Below are 18,884 nucleotides of genomic sequence, written 5' to 3' on the forward strand. Positions count from 1 at the left end.
AAGAATTGATAGACCCTACACATTTGATTCGTCGAAACTTTGTTCAGTTTTCAAAGGTCTAAGTTCGTTCGTTGATTACCTCAACGCAACTTAATCAGTTTAACATTGTGACTCATAAGTGTCAACAACTTTTTTAAATCAACTTAATCAAGCAACGCGTTGATTGCCTCAACGCAACGTTTACAAGAATAACAAACTGATTAATAACTGTCAACAACTTTTTGAAAGAAATTGAATATTTATACAATCTGCATTTATCATTCAAACATTGCCTATGCCGTGTGGTTTAGCTATTTCGTAGCTCTCTCGCAGCGACAAGTAATATCTTATCAAGAATTACTATGCAGGTCAAGCTTTTATTTAAAATTATTTTGATAATTGTTCAAATAAGGGCTGCGTATTCACATGAACACTCTCAAACAACTGATGTAACTGGCTTCCAGCAACAAACTGCAAACCTTGTTTTGCAAATAAAGCCCGAACATGATCATTAATCGTCAAATTATTAAAGACAAACAGGACCACCTTCTCATCACCGAGTTCAGCAATGACCGAATCAAACAAACGCAATTGGTCAACATCTAGCCCGACATCCGCACGTAGCTTACTTAAAACTGAGCCTAAAGGTGTTTGACCAGCAACTACTGGAAAATTATAAAACGAATAGTGTGAATCTTGCCGTTGAACTAAGAAGCTAGTGCCAGTTGTATCAACACTCATAATCGTACTTGCAACTTGTTTCTTCATTAATGGGCGCCTTCCTTTAAGTGATTCAGTGAATCTTCAATCCAACCGTCCAAGTGAGCAGCGATCGGATCGAAACCAGCATGGACATGTCGATTGGTCCAAAAGTGCTTGTGCCGGAAAGTCTTATAGATTTCCAAATCGCTATTCGTCGGTTGAGGCTGATGTTCAACACAGCGCAGTGACAAACTGATCTTACCGGTATACTCATCAATATCTAAAACGACCACATCGACCGCCTGACCAACCTTCAGATAATCGGTAATACTTTTAACATAGCCCTCGTGGCATTCTGAAATATGAATCAAGCCTTGATGCTCAGCATCTAAGGTCACAAACGCCCCATAAGGTTGAATACCCGTTACGCGACCATGTACCCGCATGCCAATTCGATAATCACTCATACATAAACGCCTCACTTAATATTTTTTATTTCTATACTAAACTGCAATCCTAAATATTATAACCTGAAAACCGTTGAATTCACAACGATGGTACTAAAAAAGCAACTACCTTTAAGCAGTTGCCCCTTAGATTGAACTTTAGTCTGTGATCGTAATGGTTTCGATGACCACATCTTTAACTGGCTTATCTTGCATCCCCGTCTTCACGGTCGCAATCGTATCCACAATATCCATCCCATCGCTAACGGCACCAAAAACAGTATGCCGGAAGTCTAACCAAGGTGTTCCACCTTGACCGTAAGCCGTCACAATCTCTTCTGGATAACCAGCTTGCGTCATCTGGTCCGCCATGCCATCTTGTAGATGATGGTTTTGGACGATAAAGAATTGACTGCCATTAGTGTTTGGACCAGCATTGGCCATTGACAAGGCTCCGCGAATGTTAAAGACTTCTGGCGAGAATTCATCTTCAAACTGATTTCCCCATAGACTTTCACCACCAGCGCCAGTCCCAGTAGGATCACCGCCTTGAATCATGAAATCTGGAATAATACGATGGAAGATAATGCCATCGTAGTACCCTTTTTTCGCTAAACCGACAAAGTTTTCAACACTCTTAGGGGCTTGTTCTGGAAACAATTGTACCTGAATGTCACCGTAGTTAGTTTTAATCGTTGCTTTGGGTCCCTTGACTTGGGACAAATCTAATTGTGGGTATGCCACAAGATCACCTTTTTCTTCATAGAATATCTCGATAATACAAGAGAATCCGGGGAATTACTAGTAAAACTCTCTTAATCCTAATAATTCGGTTGCGATTCATCACGGGTCATAGTATTCCGAGGCATTATCTGGTATGCTGTATCAGATAAAAAAGTTAAACATTATTTGGAGGTAACCATGAGTTTTCTAGTTGATTTCGTACTACACATTGATCAACATCTGGTCACCATCGTTAACAGCTTCGGCATCTGGACTTACTTAATCCTCTTTGCCATTATCTTCATTGAAACTGGCGCGGTGATCTTGCCCTTTCTGCCAGGGGATTCCTTATTATTTGCAGCCTGTGCTCTAGCTGCCAACCCCACCTATGGCTTACACATTTGGTCATTTGTCGGCTTATTCTTAATCGCCGCCTTGGCTGGTGATTCGCTAAACTTCCTAATCGGTCATTCGCTGGGCGAAGCGCTCACGCGGACTTCGTGGTTTGGGAAGCTGATTAATCAAAAACAACTGGCTAAATCTGAAAAGTTCTTCGACAAACACGGTGGCATCACCGTCACGATTGCCCGTTTTATGCCAATCATCCGGACTTTCGTGCCTTTTGTAGCTGCCAGCAGTCGAATGCAATATCGCCAATTCATTCGCTATAACGTCATCGGCTGTGTGCTCTGGGTCGTTTTGTGTTGCGGGGGCGGTTACTTCTTCGGGAACATTCCGTTCGTCAAAGCCCACTTCTCATTAGTCGTCATTGGCATTATCGTGATTTCCTTAATTCCAGCCATTGTTTCCGCTCTAAAAGCCCGCTTCAGTCATACACCTGAAGAAGACTAGCCCTCAAAAAAAGACCACCGACAAGTTGTCAGTGGTCTTTTTTTGACTATAAAGCTTGTAGTGCTCGTTTTCCAATTGATAGATAATAGGCAAATGTCCACTCCATAATCACAATCGCTAACACAAAGCACTGCATAAAAAACGTATCTGGTAACACGAGGATGATGCGATCGTATAACGGATCAAACAACCAGTCCGCGTTACGGAACAACACGCGATGAAAGAAGACGAAAAATTGATCAAAATTGACCGCCATAATCGCTGCGACAATGGGTGGTACCCATAGCGCCGTCTGCATCGGCAACACAAAGCGCCAAAGTTGCTGGCGCCGTTTAAGCTGCTGAAAAAAGAGATAGGTGGTCACACTAGTGATGATAAAAACCACAATATCTAACATAAAGAGGTTCTTGACGTCTGCAAAATGAATCAACGCACTCGTCGAATCCGTAAAATCACGCATTTTGAGTGACCGCACCCACGGAAAGTTCAAATAGGCCAACAACTGAAAGTAATTGGTCATCAACCGACCAGTCGACAAATTGACAATGGCCCCTAAATGTTGGAACTGCGCATTCAGCCAATACAGCCAGGTTGCATTAATCGTTAATATGATGGTGCCGCTCAATACCCATAGATATAGGCCTAGCCATAACAGCCAGTCACGACATTTATTTATCCACGCCATTTTCCAAGTCCCAGTCATCTAATGAGTTGATCTCATTAGTTGGTTTGATTTGCTGCTGTGCCACTAGTTCTGGCGTCGACACCCCGGTATAAACGAGCAACGAATCCATCTCAAAGTTGATGGCCGCCGAAATGTCCGTCATATAGTTGTCGCCGACCATCACGCAATCACGCTTATCGAGCCCAATGCGTTCGATCGCCTTTTGCATAATAATTGTTTCTGGCTTACCGACATAGGTCGCTCGTTGTTGGGTCGCCCGTTCGACCATTGCAATTACCGAACCGGCCCCTGGCACTAAGCCGCGTTCATTGGGCAGATTAGTGTCAGCGTTAGTCCCGATGAATTTAGCACCGCGTTTAATCGCTAACGTTGCTAACTCAAACTTATGGTAAGTCGCATCATAGTCTAAACCGACGATGACAAAACGCGGGTCCTTTTCATTAAAGTGGAACCCCTTCGCTAACATCGCCCCTTTTAGGCCCAATTCGCCAATGACATACATGGATTTGTCACCGTCACCAGCTAATTCCGTCACATAATCAGCCGTTGCTAGTGCGGCCGTATAGACGTTATCCGGGCTGACATGGATATCATGGTTGTCAGCCAAATTAGCCGCCACATCTTCTGGAGACTTCGTCGTGTTATTCGTGACTAACAAGAAGTCCGTCTGGGTTGCTTGCAGCCGTTCGATAAACCGCTTGGCAGCCGGAATTCGTTCACGACCACGGTAGACCGTCCCATCTAAATCAATTAAATATCCCTTATACTTACTCAAACTAAAAAATCCTCTCTACTTCTGTCGAATTGTAAAATGCCGCTTCCCGCTCGTTTGCTTCGTCGTCTTCGCCTGGTTACCGCTATTAGCTTTAACCTTAGCTGGACGCCGCTGCTTTTCAGTAAACGGTGCGGCCTTTTGCTTCGTTGTAAAGGACTTATGGTTCCCTCTACGCCGTTGTTTGCTGCGACTGCTACTTCGATTGCTACGGCCACGCGACGTCTGATTGTCGCGTTTATTTGTGCGATGCTCATCTTTACGTGGATGACTCGTTCGTTTCGGCTTAATCACCCGTTCATTCTTTAAAATAAAGTAGGCACAGCCAAAGTTACAGTATTCATAGAGATAGTCTTGCACACTGCCAATGGTCTGAGACCGCTGAACATCCTTGGTCTCATCTTTAAAGAAGCCCTTTAACCGTAACTGTTCAAATCCCCAGTCGCCCACAATATAATCGTATTTGTTTAAAACGGGACTAAACCGTTCAACAAATTTGTCCAAATCAAACCCATCCCGGTACTCAAACACGATTTCAAATGGGTGTTTGTTCACTTCGATATGGGTACGGTCGGTCCGCAAACCGTGATAGAGATTTTGTCGGCGTTCTGCTTGCTGTTCAGCAAGTTCGTTAATATGATCGCGGTTCAAACCGACACCACCTTTCTTTGTTTATGATAACGGCCATTTTTTAGCGAGGTAATCCCCCACGACCGTTCTTAAAAATGCACTAAATAGAATATCCGTCTGACCACCAATCGTTAAGGTTGGGAAGAACGGAATAAATAAATGATGATCCAATAAAGCGATCTGATACGTGGCCTGCTCATCAACTGGTTGACCTAAAACCGTCAACGTTTTATCAGTTGCGTCCCAGACTAGCCCTTGATATTGGATATAGCCAAAGACCTGGCCGCGAAAGCCCATCCCGTGTAACTGGAACTTATTCAAAAACGGCCGCGCTAGCTCCATCTCATAGACTAAGCGCCACAAGTCTTGCCCACTTAGAGTCACTCGAATGACGTGCATCGCGTGTGGTAACATCGTATGCAAATCATTCAAATTAACCGGACCCTTTGGTAAGTCCCGCATGAACAGGCCACCATTCAACATGCCAAGTTCCGTCCCCGCATAGTCGGTAATCGCCCGGAGTCCTAACGCAGTCAATTCACTACGATGGTGCCAATGCGGCGTCAGTTGCTTGGGCACCCGCGCGACGACTTGCTGAGCCAATAGTTGTTCGCCTTCCGCTTGCCAACGCTGAATCTCCGCTGCATCCGTTGTTTCTTCAGGCAACGTATCGGTCGTCACTGTTTGGGCTTGAGCCGTGGTCACATGATGTTGGTCGCCAATCGTCAAATTGATTTGACCAACATGTTCCCCAAACTTCCCCGCTGCTGCCACTAAGACGCCATGGTCATTTTCCCCATTCACTAATAAGTGATGGGTATGACTGCCAATAATGACATCAATCACGGGGTAGTGTTTCGCTAACCAACGATCCACATTAATCCCCAAATGTGACATCACAATCAACACATCATATTGTCCTTTATAGTGCTGCAACAGTTGCGGTAACCGCTCTTTAACACTAGTTGGAGTCCAGCCTGCTAACGGATAGGTCAACGTAAACGGCGCAGTAAAGGCCAACAATAGAATCCGGGTGCCTGCTGGTGTCGTCACCGTTTTGGCTGGCAAGGCCCAGTCAGGCTGCGCCCCCGTCTTAACGTCCGTTAGATTGTCCAAAACAACATCAAAGTTCGCGTGCTGATACAACTGATTGAGCTCCGTTTTAGTTAAGCCTAAGCCTTCATTATTGCCGACCGTCACGGCATCGTAGCCGATCTGGTTCAGTAATTGGACGTTGGCTTGGCCCCGGGTGGCTTCGGACAACGGGTGCGCACGATCAACCGCATCGCCCAAATCCAACGTTAATACTGTCGCGCCAGCAGCTTGCTGGTTCGCTCGCTGCGCCAATAAATACCGACGAATTCGCGGCCACCGTTCAAAATGGGAATGTAAATCATTAGTATGCAAAATTGTCACACGTTCACTCATGCCGTCGCCCCTCAATAATTATCTTCGTTAATCCTAAAGCATTCCACGAAACCGGTCAAGCACACCCCTACTGCCGCTTAGCGAAATCGTCCGCCTTACCTTGAACCATCTGCTCAATCTCTGCCAACGAAAACGGCGCCCCAAATGGCACGGGATGATCTAAGTAAGCTGTCTCTGGCGTATCAACACCGACATTCAAATTTTCCTTGATATTCACCGCATAATGATGGATATGGCCATGCAAATTAATGATCTGCTTGACGATCCCCATCATCATCGGGTAATGCGTCATATAATACTGACGATGATCGTACTTGATCAACACCCCAACATCGTGGAACTCAAACTTCGGGTGGCCATTCAATTGCGGATCATGGGCCGCTAAATATTTGAAAAAGGCCCGTGAATCATGATTGCCCTTAATAAACACAATTTTACCATGTAATTGGCATAAAATTGCACAAACCTGTTGATTAGATAATTGCGCCGGATGTGTAAAGTATAAGGCCACGTCACCCAGGTGATAGACGGTGTCGTGATCGGTCACGCGCGCATTCCAATGATCAATAATCGTTTGATTCATCGTTTCAACGTCCGGGAACGGCCGCGGCGCAAAGTCGTTCATCCCCAATAAATCTTTATGATAAAAATGTGTATCTGAAGTAAAATATTGCATAATGTCCCTCATTTTAAACTAAATTCAAATCAACTTTAATTGTACCGCTTAGCCCCCTAAAAGGCACTGCTGCGGTTCAGCTTGCTCAAATAAAAAAGCCGATCGCCAACTGGCAAACCGACTGTTAAGACTTATTTAAGTGTTGACCGATGCATCCGATCATCAACGACTTTAATACTATAAAGCACAATAATCCAAATGGCAGCCGCAATCAAGGCAATCAAGGTCTCAGACTTTAAGCAGAGGACGACTGCAATGAAGCCGAGGAAAATCAAAATCAGATAATCTGAAATTGGGAAGAACGGCATCCGAAATTGCTTCTTATCGGTTTTACCGGCTTGTTTGCGATACGCGAGATGCGCTAAAACAATCGCACCCCAGATAAAGATGAAGCAAGTCGTCGACACACTGGCAATCAGTGAAAAGACCTTGCCAGGCATGACTAAGTTCAGTAACACCGCAATCCCAATCACTAACGTTGAAAAACGCAACGCATTGCGTGGCACTTGACTGCTCGACAGTTGCCCCATTGAATGGGCAAACTTACCTTTTTTGCCGTAAGTCAATGAGAATAACATCCGCCCGGTACTGAACAAGGCGCTGTTACATGACGATGCTGCCGCGGTTAAGACGACAAAGTTGATAATGGCGGCTGCGGCGGTCACCCCTAAGTTGGTAAAGACCTGTACAAAGGGACTATGTGCCGCCGAAAAATAACGCCATGGATACATACACATTAAGAAGAACAACGACCCAACATAAAACAAAATAATTCGTAATGGAATGTTGTCAATCGCTTTAGGAATTACTTTTTTAGGATCTTCGGTTTCAGAAGCTGTCATCCCAACCATTTCAATCCCGATAAAACTAAACAGGACCATCTGGAAAGATAAGACTAACCCTTTAATTCCATGCGGCATAAAACCACCATAATTCACTAAATTACCTAAACTGGCATGGCCGACCGGGGTCTTCACGCTGAATACGACCATTGCAATCCCGACCACAATCAAGGCAACAATCGCCGCAATCTTGATAATGGCGAACCAAAACTCAGTTTCCCCAAAAGCTGAGACGTTGACCGAATTTAATGCTAATAACAACAGTAAGATAATGACTCCGGGCACCCATTGTGGTAGCTTTGGGAACCAAAACTGCATATACTCACCAGCGGCGGTGATTTCAGCCATCGCAATCGTCACCCAGCAGACCCAATAGGTCCACCCGGCAACAAAACCCGTCTTTTCACCCAAATACTGACGAATAAAATCAATATATGAATGGGTATTAAGATCAGACAACAACAACTCACCTAACGCTCGCATCAATAGGAAACACATCAAGCCGGTCACTAAATAGGCAATCAGAATGGATGGCCCGGCCAAGTGGATCGACTGTCCAGCCCCTAAAAACAGACCGGTCCCAATCGTGCCGCCAATCGCAATTAATTGCACATGCCGACTTTTTAAGCCACGTGACAATTGTTCATCTTGCGGCTGCTGACTTTCTTTCATAGTTAAGCACACTCCCCTTGACCTTATTATACCGGTGCTTTTAACGGCATTCAAAAGGGGACACATTAGACTTTTAACCATTTTGGTATAGGCCAATGCGTATTGAACTGGTTGAACGTCAACTGCCGCAAGCGCTGTCAATAGCTAACTAGTAGGAGTTAACCCCAAACGGCTAAAATGTCAATTAACTAACCAATTAACATGAGTAATGTGAAACTAAAGCACATTAAGATGAATAACTTTCAGGTGGTTACAAAAAACGCATCTAACAGTTGCCTGCTAAATACGTTTTATTTGAACTATTTAGACTGATCTGGATGGCCAATTCGTTCAACATCACGCGCAATCATTAACTCTTCATCAGTCGGAATCAGGACAATCCGAGTAGTCGCATCGGCGGCACTCAAGTCCCGTTCGACCCCGCTGACTTGGTTCTTATGAGGATCAAGCTTGACCCCAAAGTAACCTAGATGATCCGCAATCCGTTGCCGCATCTTGGCATCCCGTTCACCAATCCCGGCGGTAATGACAATCGCATCGACCCCTTGCATTTCAGCAATATAAGCCCCAATATACTTAACAATCCGATTGACAAAAATATCGATTGCTAGCTGGGCTTGTGGATCTTGGTCACACCGCGCTTCTAACTCTTCCATGTCCGCAGAACCCGCAATCCCGAGTAACCCCGACTTCGTGTTTAGGATCTTCAACATGGCATCGGGATCCGTAATATTCAGCTTTTGCATGAGATAAGCTACTAACGACGGGTCAACATCTCCCGAACGCGTCGCCATCGTAATCCCAGCTAAAGGGGTAAAGCCCATTGATGTATCCAAACTTTGACCATTTTGAATAGCCGTAATCGAACTCCCAGCGCCTAAATGCACTGTAATCAGCTTTAAATCGGCTAACGGCCGGCCTAATAACTTAGCTGCTCGGCTTGCAACATAGCGATGGCTGGTCCCATGAGCCCCAAACTTTCGCGCCCCAAACTTTTGATAATATTCATACGGTAACGAATACAGATAGTTCACTTTCGGCATACTCGTATGAAAGGACGTGTCAAACACTGCAACCGCCGGCACATGTGGGAGAATCTTTTTAAAGGCCCGAATGCCAACTGCATTTGCCGGATTGTGTAAGGGCGCATATTCAGCTAAGTCTTCAATCTTTTGCAAGACGGCATCCGTAATCAATACGGAATCTTTAAAGACTTCACCACCAGCAACCACTCGATGACCAACTCCCGTGATTTCATCATAAGTTGCAATAATATGCAGCTTGATTAGCTCATCAAGAATAATGTTCACCGCCGTTTGATGATCCGGCACGACTTCGCGTTCTTGATACTTGTGATCCAAACCATACCGAATATGCACCGGTGACTCATCAAATCCGATGCGTTCAACTGCACCACTGGCAATTACTTGTTCCTGCGGCATTTCAAACAACTTAAACTTTAACGTGGAACTACCCGCATTAATCGCAATCGTCTTCCCCAAATCGACTCACTCCTTAACGACTAATATTTTGACCAACCCAGTCGTCAATCTGGGCAGTAAAGGCTTCAAACGCGCGGGTATCTTCAAATGATGGGAACTCACCTAATAAGACTTTGCCGGCCTGTTTGGCTTTGGCTCCCCGTTTTTGTAAGACGACTACCGACTTACGCGACTTTTCGTCTAAGAACAGATTTGTTGGCAAATTTAATAAACCTTGTAAATAGGCCGCCGAACTCATCCATTTAAGGAGACCTTGTGCTTCTTGTGACTGGAAAATGTTCGTTGGAACTAAGAAGACCCCCCAACCACCAGGTTGCAATTGCGACATCGCACGTTCCATCATCAAATGGTGCACGTAAGAATGACCATTGGTTGCTTTGGTCTTAAAGTCTTGTACCCGTTCGTCTAATGGATAATAGCCCACGGGTAAATCACCAATCGCAATTTCAGTCTTCGGCATCACTAATGGATCAATACCATCCTGATGGAATAGTTCCACTTTTGATTGTTGCAAATCCATACTCATAGCCGCAATGGCCAATTGGTTATCATCGTTATCAACCCCGTAGCCTTGGATCGTGGCTTTTCGAGTTGGTTGTAGCTGATTCATGACCGTCGTTAACAGGTTCCCGGTACCAACCGCAATATCTAAAATAGATAATTTGTCGTTGGGACCAACTAACTTCGCAATTAAGTAAGCTGTCAATAACCCGATTGAATCTGGCGTCATCTGATGATTAGGATCCACGCGATCACTATGAATCGCTTTTAAAAGTGCTAATTGAATGGCTCGACGAATCGTTTCTGCATCTAATTGGCTCAATTGAACCGATGCATACAATTTCGTTAGTTCAGCCACATGTTCAGCATCCGGTTGGCCGGCTTCGACCTGCACCGTCTGCCCCAATAAGTTATCACCAGTTTCGATCAACGCATCGACGTAGGAAACTGATAGTTGTTGCATTAAAATTGTCACTGATTGATCTAAGACTTTATATAAAGCCTCAGTTTCTGATTGTGCCAGAATTCTCACCTCTTCGAAAATACTTGATACGCACTTATCTTACCGATTTTCAGCCGCTAATTCAAGCTGGAGCCCCGGTGACGTGCGGAAGCGTTCTCTTTTTGCGTAGATGTTGTTCTAGCTTTTGACCGCGTCGATTGCACTGACTTTGTGTGCTTTTGCACAGTTAACTTAGTTGGGTGACGATAGTCATTGATCAATGCTTGATAGACTTGTTGACGTTGCACGTAGTTGAGATAACGATAAGTCTCAAACGCACTAAAGATTAAGACAAAACTTAAGACTGATAATAAAACCGTACCGCGATGCTTCATTTTTCAGCCACCTTTGGAAGTAGAAGTCGGGACTTGAAAGTTTGGCCTTTTAGGGTGGTGACGGATAGATGCAGATCATCATCTAATTTAAACGATTTGACATTTGGCATTAAGACGATGAAACCGCGTGAATTGCTCTTCAGTCGTAGATCATTCTTATCCAATACTAGATTAAATGCCTTCATTCTTGGCGAGTAAAACATTTGGTCGCTACTTTTAAACGAAAATCCATGTGCTGGATTTTCTAATTCATGCAACATCAAGTACCATTCCACTTCTGGAGCAGCTTGTTTAGAATTATTCCTAATACTGTGTTCACCTTGAAAGATTACGCCACCTATGATGAGTAAAATGCTCAGCGAAACAACGACTTCAATCATCGTAAATCCTAGTGTTTTATTTTCCATCCTGCATGACCACTTTTACCGTATCTCCCTTTAACTGAATACTTTCATAATGTTCTCTGGCCATTTGAATCTTAAGCAAAGACGCCTGTTCACGCTGTTGCATCATATATTCAGTACCACCCCACAAAACAATCGAGCTGGTCAAAATTGTTAATGCCACCACGATTTCAGCCATGATAAAACCTGAATGCCGTTTACTCAATCGTAACATGGTAAGCTCCCCATCCCATTTGCGTCGTTATTTTGACCGTTTTCTTAGTCAACTCCGAGTAAATTTTAAAAGTGGTTAACGACGGATGCCCAGTTTTACTAATATAAATCCGATTTAAATATTTGCCATCAATTTTAGGCCGTTGGACAAATTTTAATGTTGGCGGCAATTTAACTGGCGTTTTAATTGCCTCAGATGGTTTCTGTGGATTAAAACGATGAAACTCAATTTGCTGTGGCTGATTATCAGTTGTATAAAAGATAACCGAACGGGCCTTCTGCTGCGAACTTGCCATATAGATATTCTGCTTCCACAACGTATTCAACCGTTCCCAAAATAATTGTTCATTATTAACTTGCTGCTGACGTGATGGAAACTGATACATACCGATAAGCAGTAGTGACCCTAACAGACTCATCACAATTGTTGTCTCTAACAATGTAAAACCTAGCCTGCAACTATCCCTTTGACCCAGTAATTTCATTTCCTGAATCCTTTGGTAATTTAATTGTCGTTTCGGCTTGTTTCTTTTGTCTATCAGTTAAATAATCATCCTTTTTCAAATTTTCATAATTAACCGATTTATCAGTAACCTTAACATTATGATCATTTGCGTACATTGCTGCTTGATTCTTGACAACCGTTTCTAATGCCTCATGCTGCTGTACACCCGCCTTTTCTCGTTGATTATTCAAGTTCGGTACAATAATCAACATCAACAATGCAATGATTGCTAGAACGATCACCATTTCGATTAAAGTAAATCCTTTTTGTGGTGCCACACTCTTCCGCATAACCTTTTTTAATGTCATCATTTTCCTAATTCCCCCATTGAGTTGTACATCGGTAATAAGATGTTTAAATACGTGCCAACGATTACAACGGCAATCACCATAAACATTAATGGCTGAATCCAGCTAATGAGCCGGTTCAAATCCCGGACAAGCCGATCATATTGCAACGTTGCAAAATAAATCAATTCTTTACTAAGTTGTTCTGGTGGACTTTCTTTACCAACCAATACGGCCAATTCGTCTGGCAACAGTCGATCACCATGAATAATCGTGGTTAACGATTGGCCAGCTAATAAGGCTTTTTCAACTGCCGTACCTTGTTGCTGCAACAACGACTGACTTTTAAATTGCCGACTCACTTCACAAATCGCCCGCAATCCCAGTCCCCCTGACAACAACATTCCCGCATTCAAAGCCAAGTAATAGCCGCAATAGGTCCGAATTAATGAACCGACTAGTGGCCAGCGAGCTAATTGCTGGTAACGAGCGCGGACTGGGAGCCGTTTGAGCTGACCAATGACTAATAGTGCCGTCAACCCGCCAATGCTCGCTAAGCTACCTAAAATTAGCTGCCAAGACAAGGCGCTTGCTGGCGCGTTGAGTGCTTGATCAAAATTCGGTAGAATTGCCGTCTTAACCACGGCCAAAGTCCCAACTAATAACGCCAACAATACTAACGGGTATTGCAGTAATCGGCGAATCTGTTGCTGTTGTGCAGCTTTCGTTCGCATTAACCGCCCGGCCTGAATAAGCGTCGACACTAATTCACCATGCTGCTCCGCGATTAATAACTGGTAGTATAAATCCACTGCGATATAATCCTGTAGGGCAGTGGCCAAATCCTCGCCACATTCTAACTGGGTAATTGCCACCCGTAAGCCGGCATACTGTCGTCCTTGGACATCCACAACAAAGCCCATTGCGGCTCGCAACGAAAACCCATTTGTAATCAGATCGGCTAACGTTTCGAATAGACCGGCTTGCACCTTAACTGATAAACGTTTAGTCCCCCGTAAGCTGTTGGGCCACGGTCGCGTCGAGGTGGCCGCTTGTGACGTGTGCTTCAATTAATCGCCTCCATTCCGCGGTCATCAATTGACCAGTTTTGGCCATCGACAACTGAGTCAAATCCGTTACGATATCAAATATCGTCGCTTGCGTCCCATCTGTTAATGGTAACAACCGCTGATACGTGACCGTTGCTAGTGCCTGTAACAAGGTACCCCGATCAACGCCTAATTGTTCTAACCGTGGTAACACCCCATAGACACCCCGCGCATGCAAAGTGCTCAACACTAAATGTCCGCTCAAAGCAGCTTGAACCGCAATCTGCGCGGTCTCTGCATCCCGAATTTCACCAATAATAAAGACTTCCGGGTGATGTCGTAAACCGACCTTCAACAAATCGGCATATGTCATCTGGGCGGCCGGATTCACTTGTAACTGTAAAAATTGGGGCTCGTAGATTTCGACCGGATCTTCAATCGTCATCACCACTTTTTGACCACCATATTCGCGCACTAAATCATACATGGTCGTGGTCTTCCCTGACCCCATTGGTCCCGAAAAAATAATTAACCCACTTTGCTGCAATTGATGCTGTAAAATAGTCCGTTGATTTGGAACTAAATACTGTAGATTCACCGGGTCATCCGGATAGAGCAATCTTAAAACTAAGGACTCACGACCTAGAAAATCACCCACGGTTGAAATGCGCATATTAAGGACGGACTGCGCAACGGTCATCGTCATCGCACCAAGTTGTGGGCGGCGATGGTCACTGATGGCCATATTGCTGCGATACTTAATGTGATTGATCAGCTGCTGGCCGCGGTCGACTTCCAAAGTCATTAGCGTTGTCAATTGACCAGTAGCTTGAATTAAAACTTGATAGGCTTCCGCAGTCGGCAACCAATAGATATCACTAGCTTGTTGATCGACTGCGGCCTGAATGATGGTACTTAACTGGACTTCAACTGACACTTAACTCGCTCCTTTCACTACCAACTCCGTAAAACCCCCTTTTTCCAATTAAAAAAAACGAGCAAGTTAAAAATTAATTTAACTCACTCGTTCACAGTTTTTATTTAAATTTACGTCTTAAGCGCGTTCCGCTGCTTGAATCTCAGCTTTCGTCGGAATTGATGGTTGCGCCCCTAATTGTTGCACGGCTAATGATGAAGCCCGGTTGGCAAACCGCACCGCTGTAGCCAAGTTACTGAAGTCGGACTGTAAGACCGAACTCAACGCACCGATAAAGGTATCGCCAGCCGCGGTTGTATCCACAGCATTTACTTTATAAGCGGGAACAAAACCATGTTCCGTCCCTCGTATCCAAAATGCCCCGTGACTACCGACAGTGATAATCACATTCGCCACACCTTGCTGCTGCAAGTTAGTGGCCGCTTTAATCATCGAGCGCTCATCCGTAATATGCACCCCAGTTAATGTTTCAGTCTCCGTTTCATTGGGGGCGATTAGGTCGGTTAAAGCTAACAAGCTCGCTGGTACCGCCGTGGTCGCCGGCGCCGGATTTAAGATAGTCGCCGTACCCGCGGCTTTGGCTAACTTAAAACCATGTTCAGTCGCCGCTAAGGGGGTTTCAAACTGCGCAATTAAAAAGGTGCTAGCCACAATCGCCGGTTGGGCAGCATCGACATCTGCTGCGGTCACTTGCTGATTAGTCCCACCATCAATCAAGATTCGGTTTTCACTACTACTATCCAGCAAAATAAACGCCGACCCCGTCGCCGCCTGATCACTGTGGGCAACATACTGGTCGTCAACACCACTATCAGTCAGCTGTTTGACCATAAAGTCGCCTTCCTGATCGTGACCAACTTTACCAATAAAGGTCGTCTGAGCCCCCGCCCGTGCCGCGGCAATGGCTTGGTTGGCACCTTTGCCCCCACCAGCAATGCTTTTACCAGTTAGCGGCAAGGTTTCGCCCGCTTTGGGAAAACGTTTAAACCGCAAAATCGTGTCAACATTTAAACTACCTAATACGGTTACTTTATTCATGAAATTTTCGTCCCTTCAAGTCCTCAATAGCTTAATTTTAGCAAACTGCTTGCCAATACACCAGTTAGAACCTATTTTGGGTAAACAAAAAGCGGCTAGGCCACTCACCAATTGGGAATGACTTAGTCGCTAATGTCAGCTTGCTAGTCTTCTGGGAAGTTAGCGGCTTCGTAGACATCTGATACGTCGTCGTTATCTTCAAGTTCTTCAAGCATGTGTTGTAACTTTTCAACTTTATCAGCTGGAACATCGGTTAAGTTTTCAGGAATCATGGTTAATTCAGCAGTTGCCAAAGTATACCCTTTTTCTTGTAACGCATCCCGAACTTCTGCTAATTGTTTAGGGTCAGTGTAAATTTCAAAGGCTTCGTCGCTAGATTGTAAATCATCGCCACCAGCATCTAAAACATCCATTAACATCGTATCTTCATCCGTGTCAAGATCAGCACGTTCGATGACGATGTAACCCTTCCGATCAAACATGTAACTAACCGCACCGGTTGCAGCTAAGGCCCCACCATGATGGGTGAACGCTGAACGAACCGCAGCTGCGGTCCGGTTCTTGTTATCCGTCAAAGCGTGAACTAACACCGCAATACCACCAGGGCCGTAGCCTTCGTAGACAACTTCTTCGTAGTTCGCCGCACCGGAGCCACTACCTTTATCAACCGCCCGTTTGATGTTATCTTTAGGCATGTTGGCAGCTTTGGCCTTATCCATGATCAACCGCAAATTCGAGTTAGAATCTGGATCAGGACCCCCGGCTTTTACAGCCATATAAAGTTCACGAGAGATTTTTTGGAAAATCTTCCCACGTTTAGCATCTTGAGCGTTTTTACGCCCTTGAATGTTATGCCATTTTGAATGTCCTGACATTGTGACTCCTCTTTTCTTTTATTTATTCGATTTATGATTAAACATACGGTTAGTAGTTTAACAAATAAACCGGCTAAATTCAAGGTTTGGAACCGTGAACAGGCGGAATTCTTAGTGCGATTACGTTGAAATGAAACTAGGCTTACTTGCTTGGTTTTTGATTGTCGTTAGCTTGGGTGGCCGCTTCCGCCAAACGCTTCTTCTCCCAAGCGGCATGTAACGCTTTGATAATTGATTACTTGATAGTAAAAGCGTAGTTTTAGCAATTAATTTCAATCAAAAATTTATTTGCTATAGATATTAAATTGGCCTCAACGATTATCAGGATTATTCACGTAATGTATCATGTTGCTTATATAATTTTCGATATTTGTTTTGATATATTCTTTATATTTCTCTTTATTTTCTTTTGTTAATCCGTCCGGAAAAATTGTCTTATTATCAATCAAAACCATCAAGCTATGCATAAAATAGGTGTTAGCAATCGTGGCTTTTGAAGCATTACTATGTGCTATATTTTTCTGCGTATCAGTTATTTTAATGTTAAGTTCAATAACTTTCTTTGCATTTTCCACGCGTTCATTATAACTTTTTAAACCTATTTTCGTTATTTTTAAATACTCATTTATTAGATTATTGTCTATATCTCCAAACATCGCCACAAACGCAGGAACCATATCTTCAAAACCACTCCAAACGTGATTTTCTTCCTGGTTTTCATTCTTCAAACTTTCATCTTTTTGCATTTTAAATTTCCTCGCTTCCAATATTATGGCTTCAAATACCGAAACCCCAATTCTTCCAACTCAACAATCCGCACAACACCTGCCGGCACCACACGCACACCAGCAACCAAATCAGCCACTTCAACTTGATGACTTACCAACGCATTATGACAAGCATCGACTTCCACTTGTGGATTATCTTGCATAAACTCAGTCCACATCACATCTACCAACGTTGTCACGGCCGCACCATTAACAACGATCACAATCTCACTAGTTGGCAAGGTCGTAATTAAATTATGAACATTACTAAACGCCGTCTCAACTTTGTCCACATCATCAACGTGAACCACCACTTTTGCCATCGTCATTACCCTCGACTTTCAATCAATTTCGTTTCCAACCCACGCAAGTAATGATAACTCGCTAACATATTGGCACAAGTACTATCTGATTCATCCGGCACCTCATAAATCATAGTGGCTTTGGGATTCATCACACTTAACACCCGCTGCCAGTCAATCAAGCCTTCACCTAATGGCAGACTATCATGCCGCTGACCAAGTGAATCCACCAGATGATAATGCTGAATCAATGGCCGCAGCCGCTTCAACGCCAGCATCGTCAATTCCATATCGCCATGCAAGCCAATAAATACGTGACTCAAGTCGCAGACTAACGGATAGTGATGTTGAATCAGCTGTTCATCCAACTGCGGATCACCATACATAAAGCTTGGCGTAATTCCATTTTCAATCATCACATGTCCTTGTCCCTGCTTGACTAACTCATCTAACCGCGCGAAAACGGTGCTCCGAGCTTCTGCTAGCGATGGGTATTCAGCGACTAGCGCCGCACTTTCGCCCCCACCATAGCCACCATGAACCAGCAACCGACAGTCATATTCCGTTACTAAGTCCAATAGTTTCGCGGTCGAATCTTGTAAAAATTGATAGGCTTCCGGTTGCCGTTGCGGATCTAATAATTGATCCAAATGCACGCCGTGATAGCTCATCGGATGATGCACGACGACATCCTCAGTCACATTGTCGATCACAAATTTAATCGCATCGCCCAAATGTTTTAGGCCATCACCTTCAAAATCGGCGGCACTGGTATAAAATTCAAAAGTCGTTGGCCGATACTGCAGGCGATTCATTAATTGTACCGGTTCAGCGGACGCTTTTAGGCCTAACTGCACTAAGCCCGGGCGTTTTGCTAACGTTAGCATTTTATCATCCTTTCTTTGAGTCTTTTTTTGTCTTCCTATTAAATGTTGATTTTTTCTGGTTGAGGAACCTTCTAATTTTTCAGCCGAAACGTGTTCCAGAACGACTGCCAGTTCCGCTTGCTACACCAGTTGACCATGCGGAAAGCCCACCGACTGTGCATTCCAGTTTTCTAGCCGAAACGTGTTCGCTCGGGCAACTTCCTCCGCTTAGCTACGCTAGCCAACCATACCGGAAACCCACCGGTGGTACTTTCTATTCTACTAGCCGAAACGTGTTCCAGAACGACTGCCAGTTCCGCTTGCTACGCCAGTTGACCATGCGGAAAGCCCACCGCATAATCAACTAGCTAGGCAATGCTCACTGGCAACTCGT

Annotated in this window: 24 protein-coding genes; 1 reads left to right on the plus strand and 23 read right to left on the minus strand. The window is 44.3% G+C overall.

The features are described from left to right. Window positions 1-366 precede the first annotated feature (366 nt). From FFM80_RS11980 to FFM80_RS11990, 3 genes are all read right to left on the minus strand, one after another. Window positions 367-747, minus strand: a complete 381-nt coding sequence (locus FFM80_RS11980; RefSeq protein ID WP_137641012.1) for a hypothetical protein — start codon at window positions 745-747, stop codon at window positions 367-369. Continuing rightward, window positions 747-1,148: a CvfD/Ygs/GSP13 family RNA-binding post-transcriptional regulator gene (locus tag FFM80_RS11985; RefSeq protein ID WP_137641013.1), complete on the minus strand. Its 402-nt coding sequence runs from the start codon at window positions 1,146-1,148 to the stop codon at window positions 747-749. Before FFM80_RS11985 ends, FFM80_RS11980 begins: the two co-directional genes overlap by 1 nt. A gap of 138 nt (window positions 1,149-1,286) precedes the next feature. After that, complete coding sequence (locus tag FFM80_RS11990; RefSeq protein WP_137641014.1) at window positions 1,287-1,871, minus strand: peptidylprolyl isomerase; 585 nt, start codon at window positions 1,869-1,871, stop codon at window positions 1,287-1,289. Window positions 1,872-2,048: 177 nt separating this feature from the next. On the opposite strand from FFM80_RS11990, the gene FFM80_RS11995 reads away from it, so the two are divergent. Beyond that, window positions 2,049-2,702: a VTT domain-containing protein gene (locus FFM80_RS11995; RefSeq protein ID WP_137641015.1), complete on the plus strand. Its 654-nt coding sequence runs from the start codon at window positions 2,049-2,051 to the stop codon at window positions 2,700-2,702. 46 nt (window positions 2,703-2,748) lie between these two features. Here the strand turns inward: FFM80_RS11995 and FFM80_RS12000 are convergent, their stop codons facing one another. From FFM80_RS12000 to FFM80_RS12095, 20 genes are all read right to left on the minus strand, one after another. Continuing rightward, a complete protein-coding gene (locus tag FFM80_RS12000) occupies window positions 2,749-3,387 on the minus strand; it encodes a TIGR01906 family membrane protein (RefSeq protein ID WP_137641016.1) in 639 nt (212 codons plus the stop codon). After that, window positions 3,371-4,162 carry a TIGR01457 family HAD-type hydrolase gene (locus FFM80_RS12005; RefSeq protein WP_137641017.1) on the minus strand — a complete coding sequence of 264 codons (792 nt, stop codon included), beginning with the start codon at window positions 4,160-4,162 and terminating at the stop codon, window positions 3,371-3,373. Before FFM80_RS12005 ends, FFM80_RS12000 begins: the two co-directional genes overlap by 17 nt. 15 nt (window positions 4,163-4,177) lie before the next feature. Further along, window positions 4,178-4,810: a YutD family protein gene (locus FFM80_RS12010; RefSeq protein ID WP_137641018.1), complete on the minus strand. Its 633-nt coding sequence runs from the start codon at window positions 4,808-4,810 to the stop codon at window positions 4,178-4,180. Between the two features lie 21 nt (window positions 4,811-4,831). After that, on the minus strand, window positions 4,832-6,217 hold the full coding sequence (locus FFM80_RS12015; protein WP_137641019.1) for a bifunctional metallophosphatase/5'-nucleotidase: 1,386 nt from the start codon (window positions 6,215-6,217) through the stop codon (window positions 4,832-4,834). A 67-nt stretch (window positions 6,218-6,284) separates the two neighbouring features. Further along, window positions 6,285-6,893 carry a metallophosphoesterase family protein gene (locus FFM80_RS12020; RefSeq protein ID WP_137641020.1) on the minus strand — a complete coding sequence of 203 codons (609 nt, stop codon included), beginning with the start codon at window positions 6,891-6,893 and terminating at the stop codon, window positions 6,285-6,287. A 131-nt stretch (window positions 6,894-7,024) separates the two neighbouring features. Continuing rightward, a complete protein-coding gene (locus FFM80_RS12025) occupies window positions 7,025-8,407 on the minus strand; it encodes an amino acid permease (RefSeq protein WP_137641021.1) in 1,383 nt (460 codons plus the stop codon). A gap of 299 nt (window positions 8,408-8,706) precedes the next feature. Beyond that, complete coding sequence (locus tag FFM80_RS12030; RefSeq protein WP_137641022.1) at window positions 8,707-9,909, minus strand: acetate/propionate family kinase; 1,203 nt, start codon at window positions 9,907-9,909, stop codon at window positions 8,707-8,709. Between the two features lie 13 nt (window positions 9,910-9,922). After that, complete coding sequence (locus FFM80_RS12035) at window positions 9,923-10,933, minus strand: class I SAM-dependent methyltransferase (protein ID WP_137641046.1); 1,011 nt, start codon at window positions 10,931-10,933, stop codon at window positions 9,923-9,925. 56 nt (window positions 10,934-10,989) lie between these two features. Then, on the minus strand, window positions 10,990-11,247 hold the full coding sequence (locus FFM80_RS12040; RefSeq protein WP_137641023.1) for a hypothetical protein: 258 nt from the start codon (window positions 11,245-11,247) through the stop codon (window positions 10,990-10,992). After that, window positions 11,244-11,654 carry a prepilin-type N-terminal cleavage/methylation domain-containing protein gene (locus FFM80_RS12045; protein ID WP_137641024.1) on the minus strand — a complete coding sequence of 137 codons (411 nt, stop codon included), beginning with the start codon at window positions 11,652-11,654 and terminating at the stop codon, window positions 11,244-11,246. Before FFM80_RS12045 ends, FFM80_RS12040 begins: the two co-directional genes overlap by 4 nt. Continuing rightward, the gene (locus FFM80_RS12050; protein ID WP_137641025.1) at window positions 11,644-11,865 is read right to left on the minus strand and encodes a hypothetical protein; all 222 of its coding nucleotides are present in this window, start codon (window positions 11,863-11,865) and stop codon (window positions 11,644-11,646) included. The genes FFM80_RS12045 and FFM80_RS12050 overlap by 11 nt, the downstream gene beginning before the upstream one ends. After that, on the minus strand, window positions 11,849-12,304 hold the full coding sequence (locus FFM80_RS12055; protein ID WP_171001108.1) for a hypothetical protein: 456 nt from the start codon (window positions 12,302-12,304) through the stop codon (window positions 11,849-11,851). The genes FFM80_RS12050 and FFM80_RS12055 overlap by 17 nt, the downstream gene beginning before the upstream one ends. Window positions 12,305-12,323: 19 nt before the next feature. Next, the gene (comGC, locus tag FFM80_RS12060) at window positions 12,324-12,680 is read right to left on the minus strand and encodes a competence type IV pilus major pilin ComGC (protein WP_223877358.1); all 357 of its coding nucleotides are present in this window, start codon (window positions 12,678-12,680) and stop codon (window positions 12,324-12,326) included. Next, a complete protein-coding gene (locus FFM80_RS12065) occupies window positions 12,677-13,726 on the minus strand; it encodes a type II secretion system F family protein (protein ID WP_223877359.1) in 1,050 nt (349 codons plus the stop codon). The genes comGC and FFM80_RS12065 overlap by 4 nt, the downstream gene beginning before the upstream one ends. Beyond that, on the minus strand, window positions 13,662-14,642 hold the full coding sequence (comGA, locus tag FFM80_RS12070) for a competence type IV pilus ATPase ComGA (protein WP_137641027.1): 981 nt from the start codon (window positions 14,640-14,642) through the stop codon (window positions 13,662-13,664). Before comGA ends, FFM80_RS12065 begins: the two co-directional genes overlap by 65 nt. Before the next feature lie 117 nt (window positions 14,643-14,759). Continuing rightward, window positions 14,760-15,680 (minus strand): ribokinase, encoded by a 921-nt coding sequence (rbsK, locus tag FFM80_RS12075; RefSeq protein ID WP_137641028.1) that lies wholly within the window; start codon window positions 15,678-15,680, stop codon window positions 14,760-14,762. A 143-nt stretch (window positions 15,681-15,823) separates the two neighbouring features. Then, complete coding sequence (locus FFM80_RS12080) at window positions 15,824-16,555, minus strand: YebC/PmpR family DNA-binding transcriptional regulator (protein ID WP_137636112.1); 732 nt, start codon at window positions 16,553-16,555, stop codon at window positions 15,824-15,826. Window positions 16,556-16,866: 311 nt separating this feature from the next. Further along, a complete protein-coding gene (locus FFM80_RS12085) occupies window positions 16,867-17,301 on the minus strand; it encodes a hypothetical protein (protein ID WP_137641029.1) in 435 nt (144 codons plus the stop codon). Between the two features lie 23 nt (window positions 17,302-17,324). Then, a complete protein-coding gene (locus tag FFM80_RS12090; RefSeq protein WP_137641030.1) occupies window positions 17,325-17,645 on the minus strand; it encodes a DsrE family protein in 321 nt (106 codons plus the stop codon). Between the two features lie 5 nt (window positions 17,646-17,650). After that, window positions 17,651-18,511: a sugar phosphate isomerase/epimerase family protein gene (locus FFM80_RS12095; protein ID WP_137641031.1), complete on the minus strand. Its 861-nt coding sequence runs from the start codon at window positions 18,509-18,511 to the stop codon at window positions 17,651-17,653. Window positions 18,512-18,884 lie beyond the last annotated feature (373 nt).

It is taken from the genome of Lactiplantibacillus dongliensis, from assembly GCF_005405105.1.
Classification (GTDB): domain Bacteria; phylum Bacillota; class Bacilli; order Lactobacillales; family Lactobacillaceae; genus Lactiplantibacillus; species Lactiplantibacillus dongliensis.